The organism is Rhodanobacter sp. FW106-PBR-R2A-2-24, assembly GCF_058789615.1.
This window is the reverse complement of the sequence record NZ_JBYTBV010000002.1, coordinates 1,374,371-1,394,930: the sequence shown is the minus strand read 5'-3', so window position 1 is coordinate 1,394,930 and position 20,560 is coordinate 1,374,371. Positions and strand designations below refer to the sequence as shown.

Sequence of the window (20,560 nt, the reverse complement as noted above, 5' to 3'; positions counted from 1 at the left end):
TTTCATGGCAACGCGCGCTACTCCGCCAGCAGTTGGTCGGCCACGACGCGCGCCTGCTGGCGGATTTCCGGCATCGCGGTGGACTCCCATAGCGTACCGCGCAGCAGGCTGCCAATGGCGTAGAAGCGCGGCCAGGCGCCGCCGTCGTGCCGCAGGCGGCCTTCGCGCGTGGCTTGGCAGCCCAACCCCTGCGGGTCGGGCAGCACGTGGCGGTTGAGCACGAGCTGGTGCAGCAGCGGGTCGGCGGTGGCGCCTACGTCGAGCTCCATGCCGGTGGCCTGCACCACGAGGTTGGCGTGCAGTTCTTGCATGGCGTCGCCGCCGGGGGCATGCAGCGCGAGGAGCAGGCCATCGTCCTGCGCAACAACGGCATGGACGCGGCCGCGCTGGCAGTGCAGGCGGCCGGCGCCAGCCAGTGTGGCGAGGCCGTCGGCCGTCGGCATCGGCATGCGATGGCGTGCGCGTTCCCAGACCCAGCTCAGGTGACGCAGGAAACGCGCCCGCTGATCTGGTGGCAGCGCGGCCCATAGCGCGCTGGCGTGCGGGCGCAAGGCATCGATGGCGCAGCGCCAATCTTCCTCTTGCGCCATGGCTTCGCGCACCATCGGCAACCATGCGCGGACATCGGCGGCGTCCAGCATGGCGTCGGCCAGCGCGGTGCCGTCGCCGACTGGCGGCATGGCGACGGGTGCGTGGGGCTCGGGCAGGCGGCCATGACGCGAGATGGCGGTGAAGCGCGTGGTGGGCCAGCGCGCGGCCAACTCCAGCAGCACGTCGGCGGCGGTGAGCCCCAGCCCGATCACGACCACATGGGCCGGGGCTTCGATCGGCGTCGGCGCGGCCAGCCATGGCCAGGGATCGAGCACGTAGCGACCGCTGGCCAGCGCCGCGCGGGCCACGCCGGGCAGGGGGCGTGGCGAGAGGCTGCCGACGGCCAGTACGGCGGCATCCACGCGACGGGTTTCCTCGCCGCAGAAGACGGTGGCGCCATCGACTTCGGGCACCACGGCATGCGCGCGGCGGGGGATCTGGTGCACGTCGTGGCCGCGCGCCTTGCCCAGCGCCAGCGCCTGCGTGATTTCGGCCTCCAGATAGTCGCCGTAGCGATGGCGCGGCAGGAAGGCGGTGCCGGTGAGCTGCGGGCTCGTGCCGCGCACGAAATCGAGGAAGCCCTGCGGCCGGTTGGCGAACATGCCCATGGTGGCGGCGCGCACGTCGAGCAGGTGGCGCTCCGAGGTCGTGGCGTAGGCCACGCCACGGCCCGGCGTGCCGTCACCGGTGTACCAGTCCAGGTGCAGGGGCGGTGTGTCGGGGCGTTCCAGCAGCTCACCCAGCAAGGCGGCCGCCGCCGCGCCACCGCCGATGAGGGCGATGCGGCGACGCATGCCGGGAGCGTGGTCGGCGGCAATCATCCGGGCGGCAAAGCCTGCCACGCAGGGCATTTCCCAGCCGCTCCCTGCTCCATGGAACGGCTACGGAACGGCGCACTGCCGCCGACCTGCCCGCGCATGTTGCTGCCGTCCACGTGTTTGGCCGTGGGACATCGGGGGTGGCGGGTGTCGCGCGAGGTTGGCCGGCGATTGCCCATGCGGAGCCTCGGTGTGGCGGTGTCGGGGCAGTGGAGCACGGCACCCGTTAAACGGCCGTAAGCCGCGGTGGCCACGGGTGGCCAGCGGGTTGTGGGGAAACGGCCTGCCCGCGCGACGCGTGGAGCGATCGCCGACCGACCAGGCGCACATAGGTCCGGCCGACGGCTTGACGAAGTGCGGGGATGTGCTTGGGCGACCAACGACAAGGGCGCCTTGTGGCGCCCTTGTCGTTGGTCACAACGTTGGCCCGGAACTCAGAAGCGGTATTCCGCGCTGGCCGAGATCATGTCGGTGCTGAGGTCGACGTTGCTCTTCTTGGCGTGGAAGTAGTCGTAGTCGAGGCCCACGCTGAGGTTCTGCGTGAGGCGGTAACCCACGCCGGCGCCGGTGTACCAGCTGGTCTGGCTCAGGCTCTTGTTGATCGGGTTCACGTCGTTGCTCAGGCCGTGGCCGGTCCAGCTGTAGACGCCGGCGCGGCCGCTCAGGTACCAGTTCGGGTTGAGGTCGAGCTGGGCATTGGCGCCGGCCGTCCAGCCGTGCAGCGAGGACTTGCCCGGGGCGATCACCGGCGAGCTGTTGAAGATGTTCCTGGCGTGGATGTTGCCCAGGTCGTTGTAGCCCACCTCGGCGCCCAGCGCGAAGTTCGGCGCCAGCGACCAGCGGTAGCCGCCGTTCAGCGCGTAACCGGTGTCGTGGTTGTCGTACGGGCCCTGGTTGATGGCGGTACGGCCGATGTTGCCATTGATGAACCAGCCGCCATGGTCGCTGGGCGCGTTCTGCGCGAAGGCGGCGGGGACGGACAGCAGGCCGCTGGAGGCAAGGGCAAGGGCGAGCAAGGTCTTCTTCATGGAGTGTCTCCTGTTATTTGGGAGCGGCGCCCGACAGGGGGAGGGAGGCGCCGCGTGACCGGCGGCACTGTGGCGGCCGGTCACGTCGCTTGGATGGTTGCCAGGCCGGTAAGTTTCAATACCGATTGGTTCAGTATTAAGTTTCGATTAACCTTGGCGCTGGCCGCGCGCTCTTGTGCGGCGCGACAGTGCGTGCCGGATCGGCGACAATGGACGCTTTCCGTTGCCCCCGGAGCGCTTTGTCATGACCACCCGTCGCCAACTCGCCAATGCCGTGCGCGCCCTCGCCATGGACGCCGTGCAGCAGGCCAATTCCGGCCACCCTGGCATGCCGATGGGCATGGCCGACATTGCCGAGGTGCTGTGGAACGACTTCCACCAGCACAACCCGGCCAACCCGCACTGGGCGAACCGCGACCGCTTCCTGCTCTCCAACGGCCATGGCTCGATGCTGCAGTACGCGCTGCTGCACCTGGCCGGCTACGCCTTGCCGATGGAGGAGCTGAAGCGCTTCCGCCAGCTCGGCTCGCGTACCCCCGGCCACCCCGAGGTGCACCACACGGTCGGCGTGGAAACCACCACCGGCCCGCTGGGCCAGGGCATCGCCAACGGCGTGGGCTTCGCGCTGGCCGAGAAGGTGCTGGCCGAGCGCTTCAACCGCCCCGGCTTCAACGTGGTGGATCACCACACCTGGGTGTTCTGCGGTGACGGCTGCCTGATGGAAGGCATCTCGCAGGAGGCGATCTCGCTGGCCGGCACCTGGCGGCTGGGCAAGCTCACCCTGATCTACGACCACAACAACATCTCCATCGACGGCGAGGTGCCGGGCTGGTTCACCGACGATACCGCCGCGCGTTTCGAAGCCTGTGGCTGGCACGTGGTGCGTGATGTGGACGGCCATGACGCCGCCAGCATCAAGGCCGCGCTGGCCGCCGCCAAGGCCGAAACCGGCAAACCCTCGCTGGTGATGTGCAAGACCCTGATCGGCTTCGGCTCGCCCAACAAGGAAGGCAAGGAATCCAGCCACGGCGCGCCGCTGGGCAAGGACGAGATCGCGGCTACCCGCGACATGCTGGACTGGCACTACGCGCCGTTCGAGATCCCCGCCGAGATCTACGCCGGCTGGGACGCCAAGGTCGCCGGCGCGAAGCGCGAAGCCGCCTGGAACGCGCTGTTCGCCGACTACGCCAGGGCTTTCCCCGAGCTGGCTGCCGAGTTCAACCGCCGTCAGGCCGGCACGCTGCCCGCCCACTGGGCCGCCGAGTCGCAGGCCTATGTGGAAAAGATGCAGCTGGAAGGCCCGGAAGTGGCCAGCCGCAAGGCCTCGCAGATGGCGCTGAACGCCTTTGGCCCGCTGCTGCCGGAACTGATCGGCGGCTCGGCCGACCTGGCCGGCTCCAACCTCACCCTGTGGAAGGGTTCGGTCAGCGTCACCGAGGCCAATCCCAACGCCAACTACATCCACTCCGGCGTGCGCGAGTTCGGCATGACTGCCATCGGCAACGCGCTGGCGCTGCACGGCGGTTTCATTCCGTATGACGCCACCTTCCTGGTGTTCTCCGACTACGCCCGCAACGCGGTGCGCATGAGCGCGCTGATGCCGGCGCACAGCATCCACGTCTACACCCACGACTCCATCGGCCTGGGCGAGGATGGCCCCACCCATCAGCCGGTGGAGCACCTGGCCACGCTGCGCTACATCCCGGGCAACCGTGTGTGGCGCCCCTGCGACGCGGTGGAGTCGGCGGCGGCGTGGAAGGACGCCATCGAGCACCGGGACGGCCCCTCCTGCCTGGTGTTCTCGCGCCAGAACCTCAAGCACCAGCAGCGCACGCCGGCGCAGCTCGCCGCCATCACGCGCGGCGCCTACGTGCTGTCCGACCCAGCCGACACCAAGTTCAAAGCCATCCTGATCGCCACCGGTTCCGAAGTGGAGCTGGCGATGGAAGCCATGCGCACGCTGGCCCAGCAGGGCGTGCCGGTGCGCGTGGTGTCGATGCCGTGCACCGAGGCCTTCGACGCGCAGCCGCTGGAATACCGCGAAGCCGTGCTGCCCGGCTGGTGCCGCGCCCGCGTGGCGGTGGAAGCCGGCACCGCCGACTTCTGGCGCAAGTACGTGGGCCTGGACGGCGAGGTGATCGGCATGACCACCTTTGGCGCCTCCGCCCCGGCCGACCAGCTGTTCGAGCACTTCGGCATTACCGTGCCGCATGCGGTGGACGCGGTGAAGCGCGTCATCGGCTGACGGCAGGCGCCGCGCCACAAAAAACGCCGCGTTCGACGCGGCGTTTTTTGTGGCGCGCGACCGATGCTGGCGGTGGCCTCGCGCGACCTGATTGGCAATGAAACTCAGCCGGCACCGCGCCGTTCTCGCTCACGGCGCCTTGATTGATCCACTTATCTGCCGGCACGCCCGCCGACGTGCGAAGGCGGGGTACGTTCAGGCTGTCGAATAGCTTGATGGGGCGAGATGACGGTGGCGGGCAGGGGCGCCGGCTCGTAGTAAAAGTCGTTGCCAAGTACGGTCTTGTAAAAGAGAAACTGTCGTCCTGGTGACCCGCTTCCCGAAGTGCGCCAAGCCACCAGCGTGCCGGGTGATGGGTCACGGTAATCGGTGGATTGGGCGATGGTGATGGCTGTTTGCACGAAGTCGGCATAGGCCGCGTGGCGGCGATCATGCGGATTGTTGGCGATCGCCAGTTCGGCTTCCAGATTCCTGCGGATGGCTGCACTGTACGCGGGGTAGCTCCCAAATCCTTGGAACTGGCCTCTGGCCTTGATGATGCCAGCGATATGGGTGGCACCCCGGGCTCCGAACGGGGCCGGGTTGCGAAGGCGGTTCCAGAGTACGGCGTCCATCAATTGCATGGCTTCACGGGCAGCTTCCGGTGCGTAGCTGGCGTAACCGGGGCCGGGGCATTCCGCCAGCAGGATGCGTGCTTCTGCCCCAGCGTCGGTGTTGCGGTCGGGCAGGGTGATGGCTTGGGGTGTGGCGGGCGTCGGAGCGTTCACGTCATTCAGTGACCGTGCTGCAGCGTGGCTGGGCTGACCATGAGCCCGCTGTGGCGGCAGCGTGACATCTGTTGCGCGACCCAAGTGCGCGTCACGCGGTAAGAGCTGCCGTGAAGTTGGTCTTCCGACGCCACGACGTCGGCGGTCAGATCGAGTATTCGGCGTGAGCCAATCAAGGTGGACGCGCCGCCACCCCAAAGGATCATGCGCTGCCCGCGAGGCCAGATCACCCATGCCCAGCGTGTTCCGTCGGCGGCCTGTTCGCCGATGATGCATACCTGCCAGTCGTGGGGCGCGTGCTGACTGCGCAGATAAGCGAGCAAGGGGGCCTGGTAATGGGCAAAGGCCGGATCACTGGCCAGCCGAAACGTGGTTGGCGCCGGTGCGTCTGCACCATGTGCGAGGCGTAGTGGTGCACCGGCGCACAGGGCGAAGGTCAGTGCGAAAAGAGGGGATATGCGCATCCTGGCTTGGCCTTGGAGGAGTCGGTTGCGGCAAAAAATTTAGCTTGCGCCCTGAAGATTTGACTGGCAAGCGGCCACCCAATACGCAGCTACAGCCGCCAAGCGGTTGCGTTTTGCCGGACGCGCAGCGTGCAGGTCTGGCGTGATCTGCACGCCGCCGCAGGCAACGGGGGCAAAACCCTGGTTGCCATTCGGACGGCGGTGGCCTGCGGCCATCGAACACCAACGTACAAGAAGCCTGCTGGCGGGTGATGCCTCAAGCAAAGCATCGCCCGCCAGCAGGCTCCTGCAACAGGGCGGTGTTGGCGTGCTACTGCGTGTGCTGCGTCGTGTGGCTCAGGCGCCCAGTTGTCCAGCCAATTCGTCCGGCGTGGTCGTGAGCGCGTGGGCGCCGGCCTGCTGCAGTTCCTCGCGGCTGCCGAAGCCCCACAGCACGCCGATGCCGCGCACGCGGTTGGCCACGGCGCCTTCGATATCGAAGCGGCGGTCACCGATCATCGCGGCTTGGTCGGGCGCGGCGCCAAAATCCGCCAGTGCGGCGGCGATCATCGTCGCTTTCTCGCTGTGCGCGCTGGACGGATCGGGGCCATACAGCTTGTCGAAGGCATCGCCGAACGGCAGCGACTCGACGATGGGCCGCGCGTGGCGCGCGGGCTTGCTGGTGACCACGGCCAGCCGATGGCCGGCGGCCTGCAGGCGGGCGATGGCCTCCGCAATGCCGGGGTAGACCGCATGCTCGCGCCAGCCCAGCGTGGCAAAGCGTTCGTGGTAGTGGTCCACCGCCGCCTCCACGCGCGCGGCATCGTGGCCGAGCAGAGGCGCAAAGCTGTGCCGCAGCGGCGGGCCGATCCATGGCCGCAACTCGCTTGGCGCCGGCACGCCCAGCCTGTCGAAGGCGTGGCGGATGCAGGCGGTGATGCCTGGTTCGGAGTCGATCAGGGTGCCATCGAGGTCGAACAGGCAGAGCATTACTTTGCGGCCCGTGCCTTCAGCGCCGCTACTGCCGGCAGCTCCTTGCCTTCGAGGAATTCGAGGAAGGCGCCGCCACCGGTGGAGATATAGGAAACCTGGTCGGCGATGCCGTACTTGTCCACCGCGGCCAGGGTGTCGCCGCCGCCAGCGATGGAGAACGCGGGCGAGGCGGCGATGGCGCGCGCCAGCGTCTCGGTGCCCTTGCCGAAGGCGTCGAATTCGAACACGCCGACCGGGCCGTTCCACACCACGGTGCCGGCCTTGGCGATCAGCGCGGCGTAGTTCGCGGCGGTCTGCGGGCCGATGTCCAGGATCAGCTCGCCCTCGCGCACCTGATCCACCGGCTTCACCGTGGCCGGTGCGTTGGCGGAGAACGCCGGTGCCACCACCACGTCGACCGGCAGCGGCACCTCGGCGCCGCGCGCCTTGGCGTCGGCCAGCACCTTCCTGGCGGCGTCGAGCAGATCCATCTCCACCAGCGAGTTGCCCACGTTGTGGCCCAGCGCGGCGATGAAGGTGTTGGCGATGCCGCCGCCCACGATCAGTTGATCCACCTTGCCAATCAGGTTGTCGAGCAGGGTGAGCTTGGTCGACACCTTGGAGCCGGCCACGATGGCGAGCAGCGGCTTGGCGGGATGTTCCAGCGCCTTGCCCAGCGCGTCCAGTTCGGCGCACAGCAGCGGGCCGGCGGCGGCGACGGGCGCGAAGCGGATCACGCCGTGGGTGGAGGCCTGCGCGCGGTGCGCGGTGCCGAAGGCGTCCATCACGAAGATGTCGCACAGCGCGGCGTACTTCCGCGCCAGCGCCTCGTCGTCCTTGCCCTCGCCCACGTTCATGCGGCAGTTCTCCAGCACCACCACCGAGCCGTCGGCCATGTCCACGCCGTCCAGGTAGTCGCGCACGAGGCGCACCGGTTGGCCGAGTTTTTCGCCCAGCCATGTCGTCACCGGCGCCAGCGAGGCGGCTTCGTCGAACTGGCCTTCCTTGGGGCGGCCCAGGTGCGAGAGCACCATCACCTTGGCGCCGGCGTCGCGCGCGGCCTGGATGGTGGGCAAGGCGGCGTCGAGGCGCTGGGTGGAGGTGATCCTGCCGTGGTCGTCGATCGGCACGTTCAGGTCTTCGCGGATCAGCACGCGCTTGCCGTGGAGGTCGAGGTCGCTCATGCGGGTGACGGTCACGTGGGTTCCCCTCAAAGGGTTGGGAAAGGGCTGTCTGGCAGGCGGAAAACGTGTATTGTCCGATCCGTGCCCGAACGATGCAAACCGACGCTGCTGATCCACCCCGTGCAGGAGGAGCAACGATGGCTGAAGGTCTGGTGTTGTACGGCTACTGGCGCTCCAGTGCCGCCTATCGTGTGCGCATTGCCTTGCAGCTCAAGGGGCTGGCCTATGAATACCGGCCGGTGCACCTGGCCAGGGATGGCGGCGAGCAGCACGCCCCAGCCTATGCGGGGCTGAATCCGCAGGAGCTGGTGCCGAGCCTGGTCGACGGCGAACGAGTGTTCACCCAGTCGCTGGCGATCATCGAATACCTGGATGAGGTCTATCCCGAATCGCCGATGCTGCCGATCGATACGCGCGGCCGTGCGCGCGTGCGCGCGTTGGCGCAGATGGTGGCCTGCGACATCCATCCGCTGGGCAACCTGCGCGTGCTGCAGCATCTCGAACGCGAGCTGGGTGCCGACGAGGCGCAGCGCGCGGCATGGTCGCGCCATTGGATCGCCGTTGGTTTCGCGGCGCTGGAAGCGATGCTGTCCAATGACGTCAACACGGGCACCTTTTGCTACGGCGACGAGCCGGGCCTGGCCGATGCCTGCCTGGTGCCGCAGGTGTACAACGCGCAGCGCTGGAAGCTGAGTCTGGATGGCTACCCCACGATCCGTCGCATCCACGCTGCCTGCCAGCGGCTGGAGGCGTTCCGGGCAGCGGCACCGGAGGCGCAGGTGGACGCGCCACCACCGTGATGCCGCGCGGAATGGCACCCCGGGATGGCTTCGCGGCGCCTGCTCCATGACCAAGCAAAAAGCCCGCTTGCGCGGGCTTTTTGCTTGGTCTTCGCGGCCAGCGGATGAGCGCCGGGCTGGTGGGGTTTACCCCGCCACCACGCGCACCATTTCCAGGCACTTGTTGGAATAGCCCCACTCGTTGTCGTACCAGCTGACCAGCTTGACGAAGCTGTCGTCCAGCGCGATGCCGGCGTCGGCGTCGAAGATCGAGGTGCGTGCGTCGCCGCGGAAGTCAGTGGCCACCACTTTGTCGTCGGTGTAGCCCAGGATGCCCTTCAGCGCGCCTTCGCTCTGCGCCTTCATCTCGGCCTTGATCTCCTCGTAGGTTGCCGGCTTTTCCAGCTCCACCGTGAGGTCGACCACCGACACGTCGGAGGTCGGCACGCGGAAGCTCATGCCGGTGAGCTTCTTGTTGAGCTCCGGGATCACCACGCCGACCGCCTTGGCCGCGCCGGTGGACGACGGGATGATGTTCTCGAGGATGCCGCGGCCGCCGCGCCAGTCCTTGTTGGACGGGCCATCGACGGTCTTCTGGGTGGCGGTGGCGGCGTGCACGGTGGTCATCAGACCGCGCTTGATGCCCCACTTGTCGTTCAGCACCTTGGCCACCGGCGCCAGGCAGTTGGTGGTGCAGCTGGCGTTGGAGATGATCTTCTCGCCGGCGTATTTCTTATGGTTCACGCCGTACACGAACATCGGTGTCGTGTCCTTGGACGGGGCCGACAGGATCACCTTCTTCGCGCCGGCATCAAGGTGTTTCTGCGCCGCCTCGGCGGTGAGGAACAAGCCGGTGGATTCGATCACCACATCGGCGTGCACCTCGTTCCACTTCAGGTTGGCCGGGTCACGCTCGGCGGTGAGGCGGATGGTCTGGCCGTTCACCACCAGGTTGCCGCCTTCCACCTTCACGTCGCCATCGAAGCGGCCGTGCACGGAGTCGTGCTTGAGCATGTAGGCGAGGTAATCCGGCTCCAGCAGGTCGTTGATGCCGACGATCTGGATGTCTTTGCCGAAATTCTGCACCGCAGCGCGCAGCACGTTGCGACCGATGCGGCCGAAGCCGTTGATGCCGACCTTGATGGCCATGGGGACACTTCCTCCGGTTCGATGACAGGCAAGCGCGACCGGGCCCGGTCGCGCTGGAACGCGCATTCTAGCCGAAGCGTCCGCCGCCTTCTTGATCCAGCACACCGTGGACGGCCAATGGTGGCGGTACTGTCTGGCTCAGCGGCGGCCCTTGCGCGGGCGCGGTGAAACGTCGCACGACGGCGTCTGGCCGCTGGCGCAGTAGATGCCATACAGGGTGGCGATGATGCTGCGGGTGGGGCCGTGTTCCAGTGCATACCAGATGGTTTGCGACTCGCGCCGGGTGCGCACCAGGCCTTCGTCACGCAGGCGGGCGAGGTGTTGCGACAGCGCCGACTGGCTGAGGTCGGGCAGTTCCTCGTTGATCTGGCCCACGGACATTTCCTGGTTCACCAGCAGGCACAGCACGCGCAGGCGCTGCGGGTTGCCCAGTGTCTTGAGCAATTGCGAGGCCTCTTCGGCGCTCGCGCGCATGGCGGAAAGATCGGTGGCGGTGGGGGCTGGCATGACGGGCCTCGGCACGTATGGCCGTACGGATGGTGGCTTGACTTTAACACGAAACACTAATTAAGCTTTAGCTAATTTAGATTGATGGCAAATTCCGCTCCGTCGCCGGACGCGGGTATCCCGACAACCGCTGGAGGAGGTGCGTCATGGCAAGCATCGTCGTACTGGGAGCGGGGCTGGGCGGCACGGCGGCCGCGTATGAGATCAAGGCCGCGCTGGGAGCGGCACACCAGGTCACCCTGGTGGGTGATGGGCCGAATTTCCAGTTCACCCCATCCAACCCCTGGGTGGCGGTGGGTTGGCGCAAGCGTGAGCAGATCCAGGTGGCGGTGGCCGAACCGATGCACCGGCACGGCATTGACTTCGTGGCGACGCCGGCCACGGCGGTGCAGCCGGCGCAGAACCGCCTGCAGCTGGCCGATGGCCGCGAGCTGAGCTACGACTATCTGGTCATCACTACCGGCCCGCGGCTGGCTTTCGACGAGGTGCCGGGGCTGGGGCCGGAGGGTGGCTACACCCATTCGATCTGCACCGGTGCGCACGCGGAGGCCACTTGGCGCGCGTATCAGGCCTTGCTGGAAAAGCCCGGCCCGGTGGTGATCGGCGCCGCGCCCGGCGCCAGTTGCTTCGGCCCGGCCTACGAGTTCGCGATGATCGTCGATGCCGACTTGCGCCGGCGCCAGCTGCGCGACCGCGTGCCGATGACCTATGTGACGCCCGAGCCCTACATCGGCCACATGGGGTTGGGCGGCGTGGGCGACTCCAAGGGCTTGCTGGAGTCGGCGCTGCGCGAGCGCGACATCCGTTGGGTGGCCAATGCGCGTGTCACGGCGGCCGAGCCGGGCGTGCTGCAATTGGAGGAGCTGGATGCCGCCGGGGCCGCGCACAAGCGCGAGCTGCCGTTTGCTTTCGCCATGCTGCTGCCGGCCTTCACCGGCATCTCTGCGGTGCGCGGCGTCGAGGGGCTGGTCAATCCGCGCGGTTTCGTGCTGATCGACGAGCACCAGCGCAATCCGACGTTCCGCAACGTGTTTTCCGCCGGGGTGTGCGTGGCGATTCCGCCGGTGGAAGTCACCCCGGTGCCCACCGGTGCACCCAAGACCGGTTTCATGATCGAGTCGATGGTGAGCGCGATCGCCGCCAATATCCGCGACGAGCTGGCCGGCAAGCCGGCGGTGGCGCGCGCCACCTGGAACGCGGTGTGCCTGGCCGACATGGGCAACACCGGCGCGGCCTTCGTGGCCTTGCCGCAGATTCCGCCGCGCAACGTGACCTGGGCGCGCGTGGGCAAGTGGGTGCATCTGGCCAAGCTTGCCTTCGAGCGCTACCACTTGCGCAAGGTGCGCACCGGCAACACCCATCCGATCTACGAGCGCGCCGTGCTCAAGCTGCTGCGTATCGCATCGCTTCGCTGAAGCCATGGACCAACCACGCTTTCATCCACCGCATCACCTCACGGGAGTATCACCATGAACATCGATCGCGTCGTGCTGGGTTTCGCCGGCAGCATGATCCTCGCCAGCGTCGTCCTGGCCCATTTCGTCTCGCCGAACTGGTTGTGGCTGGCCGTATTCGTGGGCGCCAACCTGTTGCAATCCTCCTTCACCGGGTTTTGCCCGCTGGCGCGCATCCTTGCCAGGCTGGGCCTGAAACCTGGCTGCGCCTTTCCGCACCACTCCTGATCCCCTCGCCGTGGAATCGCCTTGTGAAACCGTATCTGTCGCGCCTCGCTACCCCCGTGCTTGCCGTGCTGCTCGTCGCTTGTGGCGGCAAGCCGGCGGCGCCAGTGGCCAGCCACGCCGCGCCGCCGTTGGCGACGCTGGTGGTGGGCACGGATACCGCCGGCGGCGGCCAGCAGCATTGGGACGGCACCGTGCAGGCGGTGCAGTCGGCGGTGCTCACGGCGCAGACCAATGCGCGTGTGCTGGCGCTGCCGCATGAGGTGGGCGACACGGTGAAGCGGGGCGATGTCTTGCTGCGCCTCACCGACGTGGAGCAGCAATCCGCCGCGCTGGCGGCCAGGGCGCAGGTGGCGGCGGCCAAGGCGGCGTATGTCGAGGCCGAGGCGAACTACCAGCGCTACGCGGCGATCTATCCCAAGGGCTACGTCGCCAAGGCCACCTACGACCAGTCGCTGGCGCAGCGCAACGCCGCCAAGGCCCAGCTCGATGCCGCGCAGGAGCAGGCGCGCAATGCTGGCGCGCAGCAGGATTACACCGTGGTGCGCGCGCCCTTCGACGGTGTGGTGACGAAGCGTTACGTGCAGGTGGGCGAGGCGGTGGCCGGGCCGCCGTTTCCGCAGTCGCTCATCGCCATCGCTTCGCTGGCGCAGCTGCGCGTGGAGGCGACGCTGCCGCAGGCGGTGGCCGAAGCGCTGCGCGTAGCGGGCCATGCCGAGGCGCTGACCGATGGCGGTCGCCGCATCGAGGCCGGCCAGCTCACGGTGTTTCCGGTGGCCGACCCTGCCACGCATACGGTGACGGTGCGGCTCGACCTGCCGGCGGGTACGCAAGGCCTGTATCCCGGCATGACGGTGAAGCTGGCGTTTGCCGGCGCGGCTATCGCCGTCGACAAGGCGGCGTTGTCGGTGCCGGTGAGCGCCCTGGTGCATCGTGGCGAGCTGACCGGTGTCTACGTGGTCGAGGGCGGCACGGTGTCGCTGCGCCAGCTGCGCGTGGGCGAGGTGCAGGGCGGGCGTGCCACCGTGCTGGCGGGGCTGACGCCGGGTGAGCGCGTCGCGCTCGACCCGGATGTCGCCGCGCGCTGGCTGATTGCCCAGCGCGGCAAGGTCGCGCCATGAGTGCGCCGTCGTTGTCCTTCGCCGGGCGCATCGCGCGGCTGTTCCAGAGCGCGCCGCTGACGCCGGTGCTGGCGCTGGCGGCGCTGCTGCTCGGCCTGGCCGCCACGGCGATCACGCCGCGCGAGGAAGAGCCGCAGATCGACGTCACCATGGCCAACGTCACGGTGCCGTTCCCCGGCGCCTCGGCGCGCGACGTGGCCAACCTGGTGACCTTTCCGCTGGAGCAGAAGCTCGATGAGCTCCAGGGCGTCAAGCACGTCTACTCGGTGAGCCGGCCCGGCGTGGCCGTGGCCACGGTGGAATACGAAGTGGGCGTGCCGCGGCAGACCGCCATCGTGCGGCTGTACAACCAGATCTACCAGAACCGCGATGACCTGCCGGCCAGGCTCGGCGTGGGCCAGCCCATCGTGCGACCCATGGGCATCGACGACGTGCCGGTGATGGCGCTCACCTTGTGGAGCGATCGCGCCGACACCGGCCCGGTGCAGCTCGCCGAGGTGGCGCATACGCTGGAGACGCAGCTCAAGCGCATTCCGGGCACGCGCGACGTCTACACCATCGGCGCCCCCGAGCGGGCGGTGATGGTGACGCTCGATCCGGGCCGGCTCGCCGCCTACGGCATGGGCGTGAACGACCTGGCGGACGCGCTGAAGGCCGCCAACGTGGTGGCGCAGGCGGGCGATCAGGTGGCGGGCGACCGCGATACGCCGGTTACCGCCGGCAGCTTCCTCGCCAGCGAGAGCGACGTGGCGAACCTGGTGATCGGCCTCAAAGATGGCGCGCCCGTGCACCTGTCCGACGTGGCGCGCATCCAGCGCGGCGCCGACCTGCCATCGAGTTACGCCTGGTTCGGCACGCCCGCCGGCAAGGCCGGGCCGGCCACCGGCAACGCGCCGGCGGTGACCATCGCCATCGCCAAGCAGGCCGGCAGCAACGCCGCCGACATCACCCGCGCGGTGCGCGCGCGGCTCGCGGCGCTCAAGGACGTCGACATTCCCGCCGGCATGCACGTGGCGGTGACGCGCGACTATGGCCAGACCGCCACCACCAAGGCCAACAGCCTGCTGCTGCATCTGCTGCTGGCCACGCTGTCGGTGGTGCTGCTGGTGGTGTTTGCGCTGGGCTGGCGCGAGGGCATGGTGGTCGGCAGCGCGGTGATCGTCACCCTGATGCTGACGATGTTCGCCTCGTGGGCGATGGGCTTCACCATCAACCGCGTGTCGCTGTTCGCGCTGATCTTCTCCATCGGCATTTTGGTGGACGATGCCATCGTGGTGGTGGAGAACATCCATCGGCACATGGCGCTGGGCGGGCGCTCCTTGCGCGAGGCGATTCCGGAAGCCGTGAGCGAAGTCGGTGGGCCGACCATCCTGGCCACCTTCACCGTGATCGCGGCGCTGCTGCCGATGGCCTTCGTCTCCGGCCTGATGGGGCCGTACATGCGACCGATCCCGATCAATGCCTCGGCCGGCATGCTGCTGTCGCTGATGGTGGCGCTGGCGCTGACGCCGTGGCTGGCGCTGCGCCTCTTGCGCCCACATGCGCACGAGGGCGCCGGTGGCGATGCGCACGCGGCGGCCGGCGGACGGGTACTGCGTTTCTTCCAGCGCCTGATGCGACCCTTCCTCGAAGGCGCGCGGGCGCGCCGTCGGCGGCGTCTGCTGTTCGCCGGCATGGGCGTGCTGGTGCTGGCCTCGGTGGGGCTGGTGGTGGCCAAGGCGGTGGTCCTGAAGATGCTGCCCTTCGACAACAAGAGCGAGTTCGAGCTGGTGGTGGATATGCCCGCCGGCAGCACGCTGGAGCGCACCAATCAGCTCCTGCACGCCCTGGCCACGCAGGTGGCGACCATCCCCGAGGTGAAGGACTGGCAAGGCTATGCCGGCTCTGCCGCGCCGATCACCTTCAATGGCTTGGTGCGCCAGTACTACCTGCGCCAGGGGCCGCTGGTGGGCAACCTGCAGGTGAACCTGGTGGACAAGGACGCGCGCCATCGGCAGAGCCACGCCATCGCGCTGGCCGCGCGCCCCGCACTGGCGAAGATCGCGGCGCGCTACGGCGCCTCGCTCAAGCTGGTGGAAGTGCCGCCCGGCCCGCCGGTCATGGCGCCCATCGTGGCCGAGGTCTACGGGCCCGACGCGCATGCGATCCGCAAGGTCGCGCTGCAACTGCAAACCCTGTTCCGCGCCGATTCCGATATCGTGGACGTGGACACCAGCGAGGAAGCCGACGCGCCGCGCGCCGTGGTCAGCGTCGACCGCGAACGCGCCGCGCGGCTGGGCGTGTCGCAGGCGACCGTGGTGCAGGCGCTGCGTGCCGCGCTTGTCGGCGATGATGCCACTTACCTGATGGATGGCCAAACGCGGCACGCGCTGCCGGTGCGCCTGCGGCTGGATGCCGCCGACCAGTCCAGCATGAACCGCCTGCTGTCGCTGCGCGTGCGGGCGCAAGGCGGTCAGTTGGTGCCGTTGTCGGCGGTGACCCAGGTGCGCGAAACCGGCTGGGAGGATGCGATTTATCACAAGGATCTGCTGCCCTATGCCACGGTCACCGGCGATGACGCCGGCAGCACCGACAGTCCGCTTTACGGCATGTTTGCGCTGGTCGGCAAGCTCGCGCATGACACGCTCGACGGCCAGCGCGTGAGCCAGGATTTCATCCGCCAGCCGACCGATACCAGCGGCATCGCGGTGAAGTGGGATGGCGAATGGCAGATCACCTACGAGACGTTCCGCGACATGGGGCTGGCCTATCTCGGCGGCCTGCTGCTGATTTATCTTCTGGTGGTGGGGCAGTTCAGGAGCTACCTCGTGCCGCTCATCATCATGGCGCCGATTCCGCTCACCGTGATCGGCGTGATGCCGGGGCATGCGTTGTTCGGCGCGCAGTACACCGCCACCTCGATGATCGGCATGATCGCGCTGGCCGGCATCATCGTGCGCAATTCCATTTTGCTGATCGACTTCATCAACCACGCACTGGTTGCTGGTCGGCCCTTGGCCGATGCGGTGATCGATGCGGCGGCGGTGCGCGCCAAGCCCATCGCGCTCACCGCGCTGGCGGCGATGCTGGGCGGCTTCTTCATCCTCGACGACCCGATTTTTCAGGGTCTGGCGGTGTCTCTGATCTTCGGTGTGCTGGTGTCCACCGTACTCACCTTGGTGGTGATTCCGCTGCTGTATTACGGCTATCTGGCGCGCAAAGTGGCAGGATAGGCGGCTTCGCCCTTTGGATTTCGCCCATGTCGCTGCGTCGTCGTCTGCTTGCCGCTTTACTTGCCACCGCCTTCGTGGTGCCCGCCGCACAGGCTTGGGGGCCGCTGGGCCACAGCATCGTGGCCGCGCTCGCGCAGCGGCAACTCGATCCGGCCGCCGCCGCCGAGGTGAAGCACCTGCTCGCCGCCGATCACACGGATCGGCTGGCGGATGTCGCGGCTTGGCCCGACCAGCTTCGCGATGCGCCGGCACAGAAGGATTTGTGGGAGCGCACGCGCAAGCTGCATTACATCGACTTTCGTGGCGGCCCGACCTGCGATTATGTACCGCCGCGTGATTGCCGCGACGGCGAGTGCGTGGTGGGCGGCCTCGCGCGCTATGTGACCATCCTCGGCGACAAGACGCGCAGCGACGCTGACCGCTTGCAGGCGCTGATCTTCGTCACCCATTTCGTGGGCGACATCCACCAGCCGCTGCATGCCGGCTATCGCGACGACTTCGGCGGCAACAAGTATCAGGTGCGCTTCAATGACGAAGGCAGCCACCTGCACAAGGTGTGGGACTCAAGCCTGCTGGAGACGCGCGGACTGGACTGGCCGGCCTACGCGGCCCAGCTTGCCGCCGAAGGGCCGGTGACGCTGCCACCGGCCATCGCGCCGCTGGACGACCCCTACGCGCAGTGGGCCGAGGCCTCCTGCCGGCTCACCGCCGCGCCGGGCTTCTACCCCGCTGGCCACCGCATCGGCCCGGCCTACGTCGCGGCCGAGCTGCCGCTGGCGGAGCATCAGCTGCGCCTGGCCGGTGCGCGGCTGGCGCGGCTGCTCAATACCACTTTGCGGAATTGAGCAAGCCCCGCCGGATGGGCGCGGCGGCTCGCGTATAGTCGGGCAGACCACCGCAAAACCATTGCCCGCATGAGCCAGCCAGCCCAGACCCGCCGCACCCGTATCGTCGCCACCCTCGGCCCTGCCACCGACGCGCCCGGCATGCTCGAAAAGATCATCGCCGCGGGCGTGGACGTGGTGCGCCTGAACCTCTCGCACGGCACGCCCGACGACCACCGCGCGCGCGCCGCCGCAGTCAAAGCCGCAGCGGAGGCGGCCGGTCGCGAGGTGGGCGTGCTGGCCGACCTGCAGGGGCCGAAGATCCGCGTGGAGAAGTTCGCCGCCGGCCCGGTTCAACTGGAAGTCGGTCAGCCCTTCGTGCTCGACTGCCGCGCCGATGCGCCGCCCGGCGACGTCACCCGCGTGGGCGTGAGCTACCTCGACCTGCCGCGCGACGTGCACCCCGGCGACGTGCTGCTGCTGGACGATGGTTTGGTGGCGCTCACCGTGAACGAGGTCGCCGGCAGCGAGATCCGCTGCAGCGTGCTGGTGGGCGGCAAGCTGTCCGACCGCAAGGGGCTGAACCGCCAGGGCGGCGGGCTGTCCGTCTCCGCGCTGTCGGACAAGGACAAGGCCGACATCAAGCTCGCCGCCGAGATCGGCGCGGACTTCCTCGCCGTCTCCTTCGTGCGCACCGCCGAGGACATGCACCAGGCACGCCGCCTGCTGCGCGAGGCCGGCGGCAACGCCGCGCTGGTGTCCAAGATCGAGCGCGCCGACGCCATCCCCGTGCTGGGCGAGATCATCGATGCCTCCGACGTGGTGATGGTGGCGCGTGGCGACCTCGGCGTGGAGATCGGCGACGCCGAACTGCCCGGCCTGCAGAAGAAGATCATCCGCGAGACGATCCAGCGCAACCGCGCCGTCATCACCGCCACGCAGATGCTGCAGTCGATGGTGAGCTCGCCGATCCCCACCCGCGCCGAGGTGCTGGACGTGGCCAACGCGGTGATCGACGGCACCGATGCGGTGATGCTGTCGGAGGAAACCGCCGCCGGCGCGCATCCGGACAAGGCGGTGGCCGCGATGGCGCGGATCTGCCTCGGCGCCGAGCGCCAGTTCGAGCCGCGCGACAGCCTCACCCGCGCCCATCACCGGCTGGATCGCACCGACCAGGCCATCGCGCTGGCCGCGATGGTGCTGGCCGGCCAGCTCGGCGTGTGCGCCATCGTGGCGCTCACCGAATCGGGCGCCACCGCGCAGTGGCTGTCGCGCTACCGCAGCGCGGTGCCGATCTACGGCCTGTCGCCGCTGGCCGCCGCGCGCCGCCGCATGCAGGTGCTGCGCGATGTGCGTCCGGTCGCCTTCCACCATGGCGAGAAGCAGAGCATGGCCGCTTCCACCCGTGCCGCCGTGCGCCTGCTGTTCGAGCAGGGCAAGCTCGCCGTGGGCGACAGCGTGGTCATCACCTACGGCGACCGCGTCGGCCACGTCGGCGGCACCAATACGCTCAAGCTGCTGTCGGTGGGCGCAGGCGGCGCGGTGGACAGCATCCGCGAGCTGTGACGCAGTTAGACTGGGGCAGCCCCCACTCCCCGGAGATGCCGATGCGCCCGTTCCGTCGCTTCCTGTCGCGTTCCCTGGTCCTGTTGTGCTCCCTGGCCTGCGCCGCGCCGGCGCTGGCGCAACAGGCCAAACGGATCGGCCCGCAGGATCTGTATCACTACTGGATACGGCTCAACACCAAGGTCAACGCCGACCTGCCCAATTCGGGGCTGAACCTCGACAAGCCCGGCTGCGCGGCGGTGACCTATGTCATCGGCTCCGACGGCGTGCCGATGCAGGTGCAACTGGCCAAGCTGGTGCCCAAGAGCGACCTGGGCAACGCCGCCGTCAGCGCGGTGAAGAACTTCCGCTACGGCCCCTCGCTCACCAACAAGATTGGCCAGCCCATCGCCACCTACTACGTCGTGCCCTTCAACGCGCCCGACGGCGCCGAGGGCATGCAGAAGGTGATGGCGCCCTGCAAGCTGGACGGTTACGGCCACTGATGCCGCAGGCGCCGGGCTCTGCAGCGCGGCTCCGGGTGATTTCGATATAATCGTGCGTTACCACCGCCGCCCCGCCCGGGGCAGCTTCACCCTTTGGCGGGCGCTGGCGCCTCGCTGCACGGAGCCGACATGAGTATCGAAGACCTCGAAAGCGTTGCCCTGGCCATGGTCGCCCCCGGCAAGGGCATCATCGCCATCGACGAATCGACCAACACCATCGCTAAGCGGTTCGCCGCCGTGGGTATCGAGAACACCGAGGAAAACCGCCGCGCCTATCGCGAGCTGCTGCTCGCCACGCCGGGCCTGAACGAGCACATCTCCGGCGCGATCCTGTACGACGAAACCATCCGCCAGAAGACCAAGGATGGCGTGCCCTTCACCCAGCTGATGAAGAAGCTCGGCATCATCCCCGGCATCAAGGTGGACAAGGGCCCGCAGCCGCTGGCCGGCTTCCCCGGCGACGTGGTCACCGAAGGTCTGGACGGCTTGCGTCCGCGCCTGGAGGAATACGTCAAGCTGGGCGCGCAGTTCTGCAAGTGGCGCGCGGTCATCAACATCTCCGAGGACAACCCCAGCTCCACCGCCATCGAGGCCAACTGCCACGCGCTGGCGCGCTATGCCGCGCTGTGCCAGGAGGCCGGCTTGGTGCCGATGGTCGAGCCGGAAGTCATCATGGATGGCGACCACTCGATCGAGGTGAGCTACGAAGTGCACGAGGCCGTGCTGCGCAGCCTGTTCAACGCGCTGTACGAGCAGAACGTCATGCTGGAAGGCACCATCCTCAAGGTGTCCATGGTGATTCCGGGCAAGGACTGCGACGAGCAGGCCGAAGTCGAGGAAGTGGCCGAAGCCACCGTGCGCGTGCTGAAGACCTGCGTGCCGGCCTCGCTGCCGGGCATCGTGTTCCTCTCCGGTGGCCAGACCGACGAGCAGTCGACCGCGCACCTGAACGCCATGAACCGCATCGGCCCGCACCCGTGGCCGCTGTCCTTCTCCTACGGCCGCGCCATGCAGCAGGCCGCGCTGAAGCTGTGGGCCAAGGACATGACCGCCAACTACGCCGAAGCGCAGAAGACCGTGCACAGCCGCGCCCGCGACAACGGCCTGGCCGCGCTGGGGCAGTGGAACGGCTGAGGGCGGTATAGCCGGGAGTCGGTCGGGCGGCCCCGGTCACGGCGGCCCGGCTCAAA

18 protein-coding genes are annotated in these 20,560 nt (G+C 68.3%); 10 read left to right on the top strand and 8 right to left on the bottom strand.

The window, feature by feature from the left end; genetic code table 11:
* Nucleotides 1-17: 17 nt before the first annotated feature.
* On the bottom strand, nt 18-1,442 hold the full coding sequence (locus AC3WQA_RS07605) for an FAD/NAD(P)-binding protein (RefSeq protein WP_492674471.1): 1,425 nt from the start codon (nt 1,440-1,442) through the stop codon (nt 18-20).
* A gap of 401 nt (nt 1,443-1,843) precedes the next feature.
* Nucleotides 1,844-2,437 carry a porin family protein gene (locus AC3WQA_RS07600; RefSeq protein ID WP_492674470.1) on the bottom strand — a complete coding sequence of 198 codons (594 nt, stop codon included), beginning with the start codon at nt 2,435-2,437 and terminating at the stop codon, nt 1,844-1,846.
* A 244-nt stretch (nt 2,438-2,681) separates the two neighbouring features.
* On the opposite strand from AC3WQA_RS07600, the gene tkt reads away from it, so the two are divergent.
* Nucleotides 2,682-4,682: a transketolase gene (tkt, locus tag AC3WQA_RS07595; RefSeq protein WP_492674469.1), complete on the top strand. Its 2,001-nt coding sequence runs from the start codon at nt 2,682-2,684 to the stop codon at nt 4,680-4,682.
* A 152-nt stretch (nt 4,683-4,834) separates the two neighbouring features.
* On the opposite strand, the gene AC3WQA_RS07590 is transcribed toward tkt, so the two are convergent.
* The 4 genes from AC3WQA_RS07590 to AC3WQA_RS07575 all read right to left on the bottom strand — a co-directional run bounded on the left by AC3WQA_RS07590 (nt 4,835) and on the right by AC3WQA_RS07575 (nt 8,063).
* Nucleotides 4,835-5,449 carry a hypothetical protein gene (locus AC3WQA_RS07590; protein WP_492674468.1) on the bottom strand — a complete coding sequence of 205 codons (615 nt, stop codon included), beginning with the start codon at nt 5,447-5,449 and terminating at the stop codon, nt 4,835-4,837.
* Between the two features lie 5 nt (nt 5,450-5,454).
* Nucleotides 5,455-5,772, bottom strand: a complete 318-nt coding sequence (locus AC3WQA_RS07585; RefSeq protein WP_492674467.1) for a hypothetical protein — start codon at nt 5,770-5,772, stop codon at nt 5,455-5,457.
* Between the two features lie 477 nt (nt 5,773-6,249).
* Entirely contained in the window at nt 6,250-6,882 is a 633-nt protein-coding gene (locus AC3WQA_RS07580; protein ID WP_492674466.1) for an HAD hydrolase-like protein, read from the bottom strand.
* Nucleotides 6,882-8,063, bottom strand: a complete 1,182-nt coding sequence (locus AC3WQA_RS07575; protein WP_492674465.1) for a phosphoglycerate kinase — start codon at nt 8,061-8,063, stop codon at nt 6,882-6,884. Before AC3WQA_RS07575 ends, AC3WQA_RS07580 begins: the two co-directional genes overlap by 1 nt.
* Nucleotides 8,064-8,185: 122 nt before the next feature.
* On the opposite strand from AC3WQA_RS07575, the gene maiA reads away from it, so the two are divergent.
* Nucleotides 8,186-8,848, top strand: coding sequence for a maleylacetoacetate isomerase (gene maiA, locus AC3WQA_RS07570; RefSeq protein WP_492674464.1), 663 nt, complete (start codon nt 8,186-8,188; stop codon nt 8,846-8,848).
* A 126-nt stretch (nt 8,849-8,974) separates the two neighbouring features.
* Here maiA and gap read toward each other — a convergent pair whose 3' ends face one another.
* Nucleotides 8,975-9,976 carry a type I glyceraldehyde-3-phosphate dehydrogenase gene (gene gap / locus AC3WQA_RS07565; RefSeq protein ID WP_492674463.1) on the bottom strand — a complete coding sequence of 334 codons (1,002 nt, stop codon included), beginning with the start codon at nt 9,974-9,976 and terminating at the stop codon, nt 8,975-8,977.
* Nucleotides 9,977-10,114: 138 nt separating this feature from the next.
* Nucleotides 10,115-10,483 carry an ArsR/SmtB family transcription factor gene (locus AC3WQA_RS07560; RefSeq protein ID WP_492674462.1) on the bottom strand — a complete coding sequence of 123 codons (369 nt, stop codon included), beginning with the start codon at nt 10,481-10,483 and terminating at the stop codon, nt 10,115-10,117.
* A gap of 146 nt (nt 10,484-10,629) precedes the next feature.
* On the opposite strand from AC3WQA_RS07560, the gene AC3WQA_RS07555 reads away from it, so the two are divergent.
* From AC3WQA_RS07555 to AC3WQA_RS07520, 8 genes are all read left to right on the top strand, one after another.
* Nucleotides 10,630-11,898: an NAD(P)/FAD-dependent oxidoreductase gene (locus tag AC3WQA_RS07555; RefSeq protein WP_492674461.1), complete on the top strand. Its 1,269-nt coding sequence runs from the start codon at nt 10,630-10,632 to the stop codon at nt 11,896-11,898.
* A 54-nt stretch (nt 11,899-11,952) separates the two neighbouring features.
* Entirely contained in the window at nt 11,953-12,165 is a 213-nt protein-coding gene (locus AC3WQA_RS07550; protein ID WP_492674460.1) for a YgaP family membrane protein, read from the top strand.
* A gap of 23 nt (nt 12,166-12,188) precedes the next feature.
* Nucleotides 12,189-13,283 carry an efflux RND transporter periplasmic adaptor subunit gene (locus AC3WQA_RS07545; protein WP_492674459.1) on the top strand — a complete coding sequence of 365 codons (1,095 nt, stop codon included), beginning with the start codon at nt 12,189-12,191 and terminating at the stop codon, nt 13,281-13,283.
* Nucleotides 13,280-16,495, top strand: a complete 3,216-nt coding sequence (locus AC3WQA_RS07540) for an efflux RND transporter permease subunit (RefSeq protein WP_492674458.1) — start codon at nt 13,280-13,282, stop codon at nt 16,493-16,495. The genes AC3WQA_RS07545 and AC3WQA_RS07540 overlap by 4 nt, the downstream gene beginning before the upstream one ends.
* A gap of 26 nt (nt 16,496-16,521) precedes the next feature.
* Nucleotides 16,522-17,340 (top strand): S1/P1 nuclease, encoded by an 819-nt coding sequence (locus AC3WQA_RS07535; RefSeq protein ID WP_492674457.1) that lies wholly within the window; start codon nt 16,522-16,524, stop codon nt 17,338-17,340.
* 69 nt (nt 17,341-17,409) lie between these two features.
* On the top strand, nt 17,410-18,885 hold the full coding sequence (gene pyk / locus AC3WQA_RS07530; protein WP_492674456.1) for a pyruvate kinase: 1,476 nt from the start codon (nt 17,410-17,412) through the stop codon (nt 18,883-18,885).
* A 41-nt stretch (nt 18,886-18,926) separates the two neighbouring features.
* Complete coding sequence (locus tag AC3WQA_RS07525) at nt 18,927-19,370, top strand: energy transducer TonB (protein ID WP_492674455.1); 444 nt, start codon at nt 18,927-18,929, stop codon at nt 19,368-19,370.
* 129 nt (nt 19,371-19,499) lie between these two features.
* Nucleotides 19,500-20,504 (top strand): class I fructose-bisphosphate aldolase, encoded by a 1,005-nt coding sequence (locus AC3WQA_RS07520; protein ID WP_492674454.1) that lies wholly within the window; start codon nt 19,500-19,502, stop codon nt 20,502-20,504.
* Nucleotides 20,505-20,560 lie beyond the last annotated feature (56 nt).

What these genes read in the sequence shown, in the direction of transcription:
- AC3WQA_RS07605 (WP_492674471.1), bottom strand. Translation starts at nt 1,442, where the DNA reads ATGCCCTGCGTGGCAGGCTTTGCCGCCCGGATGATTGCCGCCGACCAC.
- AC3WQA_RS07600 (WP_492674470.1), bottom strand. Translation starts at nt 2,437, where the DNA reads ATGAAGAAGACCTTGCTCGCCCTTGCCCTTGCCTCCAGCGGCCTGCTG.
- tkt (WP_492674469.1), top strand. Translation starts at nt 2,682, where the DNA reads ATGACCACCCGTCGCCAACTCGCCAATGCCGTGCGCGCCCTCGCCATG.
- AC3WQA_RS07580 (WP_492674466.1), bottom strand. Translation starts at nt 6,882, where the DNA reads ATGCTCTGCCTGTTCGACCTCGATGGCACCCTGATCGACTCCGAACCA.
- maiA (WP_492674464.1), top strand. Translation starts at nt 8,186, where the DNA reads ATGGCTGAAGGTCTGGTGTTGTACGGCTACTGGCGCTCCAGTGCCGCC.
- gap (WP_492674463.1), bottom strand. Translation starts at nt 9,976, where the DNA reads ATGGCCATCAAGGTCGGCATCAACGGCTTCGGCCGCATCGGTCGCAAC.
- AC3WQA_RS07560 (WP_492674462.1), bottom strand. Translation starts at nt 10,483, where the DNA reads ATGCCAGCCCCCACCGCCACCGATCTTTCCGCCATGCGCGCGAGCGCC.
- AC3WQA_RS07555 (WP_492674461.1), top strand. Translation starts at nt 10,630, where the DNA reads ATGGCAAGCATCGTCGTACTGGGAGCGGGGCTGGGCGGCACGGCGGCC.
- AC3WQA_RS07550 (WP_492674460.1), top strand. Translation starts at nt 11,953, where the DNA reads ATGAACATCGATCGCGTCGTGCTGGGTTTCGCCGGCAGCATGATCCTC.
- AC3WQA_RS07540 (WP_492674458.1), top strand. Translation starts at nt 13,280, where the DNA reads ATGAGTGCGCCGTCGTTGTCCTTCGCCGGGCGCATCGCGCGGCTGTTC.
- AC3WQA_RS07535 (WP_492674457.1), top strand. Translation starts at nt 16,522, where the DNA reads ATGTCGCTGCGTCGTCGTCTGCTTGCCGCTTTACTTGCCACCGCCTTC.
- pyk (WP_492674456.1), top strand. Translation starts at nt 17,410, where the DNA reads ATGAGCCAGCCAGCCCAGACCCGCCGCACCCGTATCGTCGCCACCCTC.
- AC3WQA_RS07525 (WP_492674455.1), top strand. Translation starts at nt 18,927, where the DNA reads ATGCGCCCGTTCCGTCGCTTCCTGTCGCGTTCCCTGGTCCTGTTGTGC.
- AC3WQA_RS07520 (WP_492674454.1), top strand. Translation starts at nt 19,500, where the DNA reads ATGAGTATCGAAGACCTCGAAAGCGTTGCCCTGGCCATGGTCGCCCCC.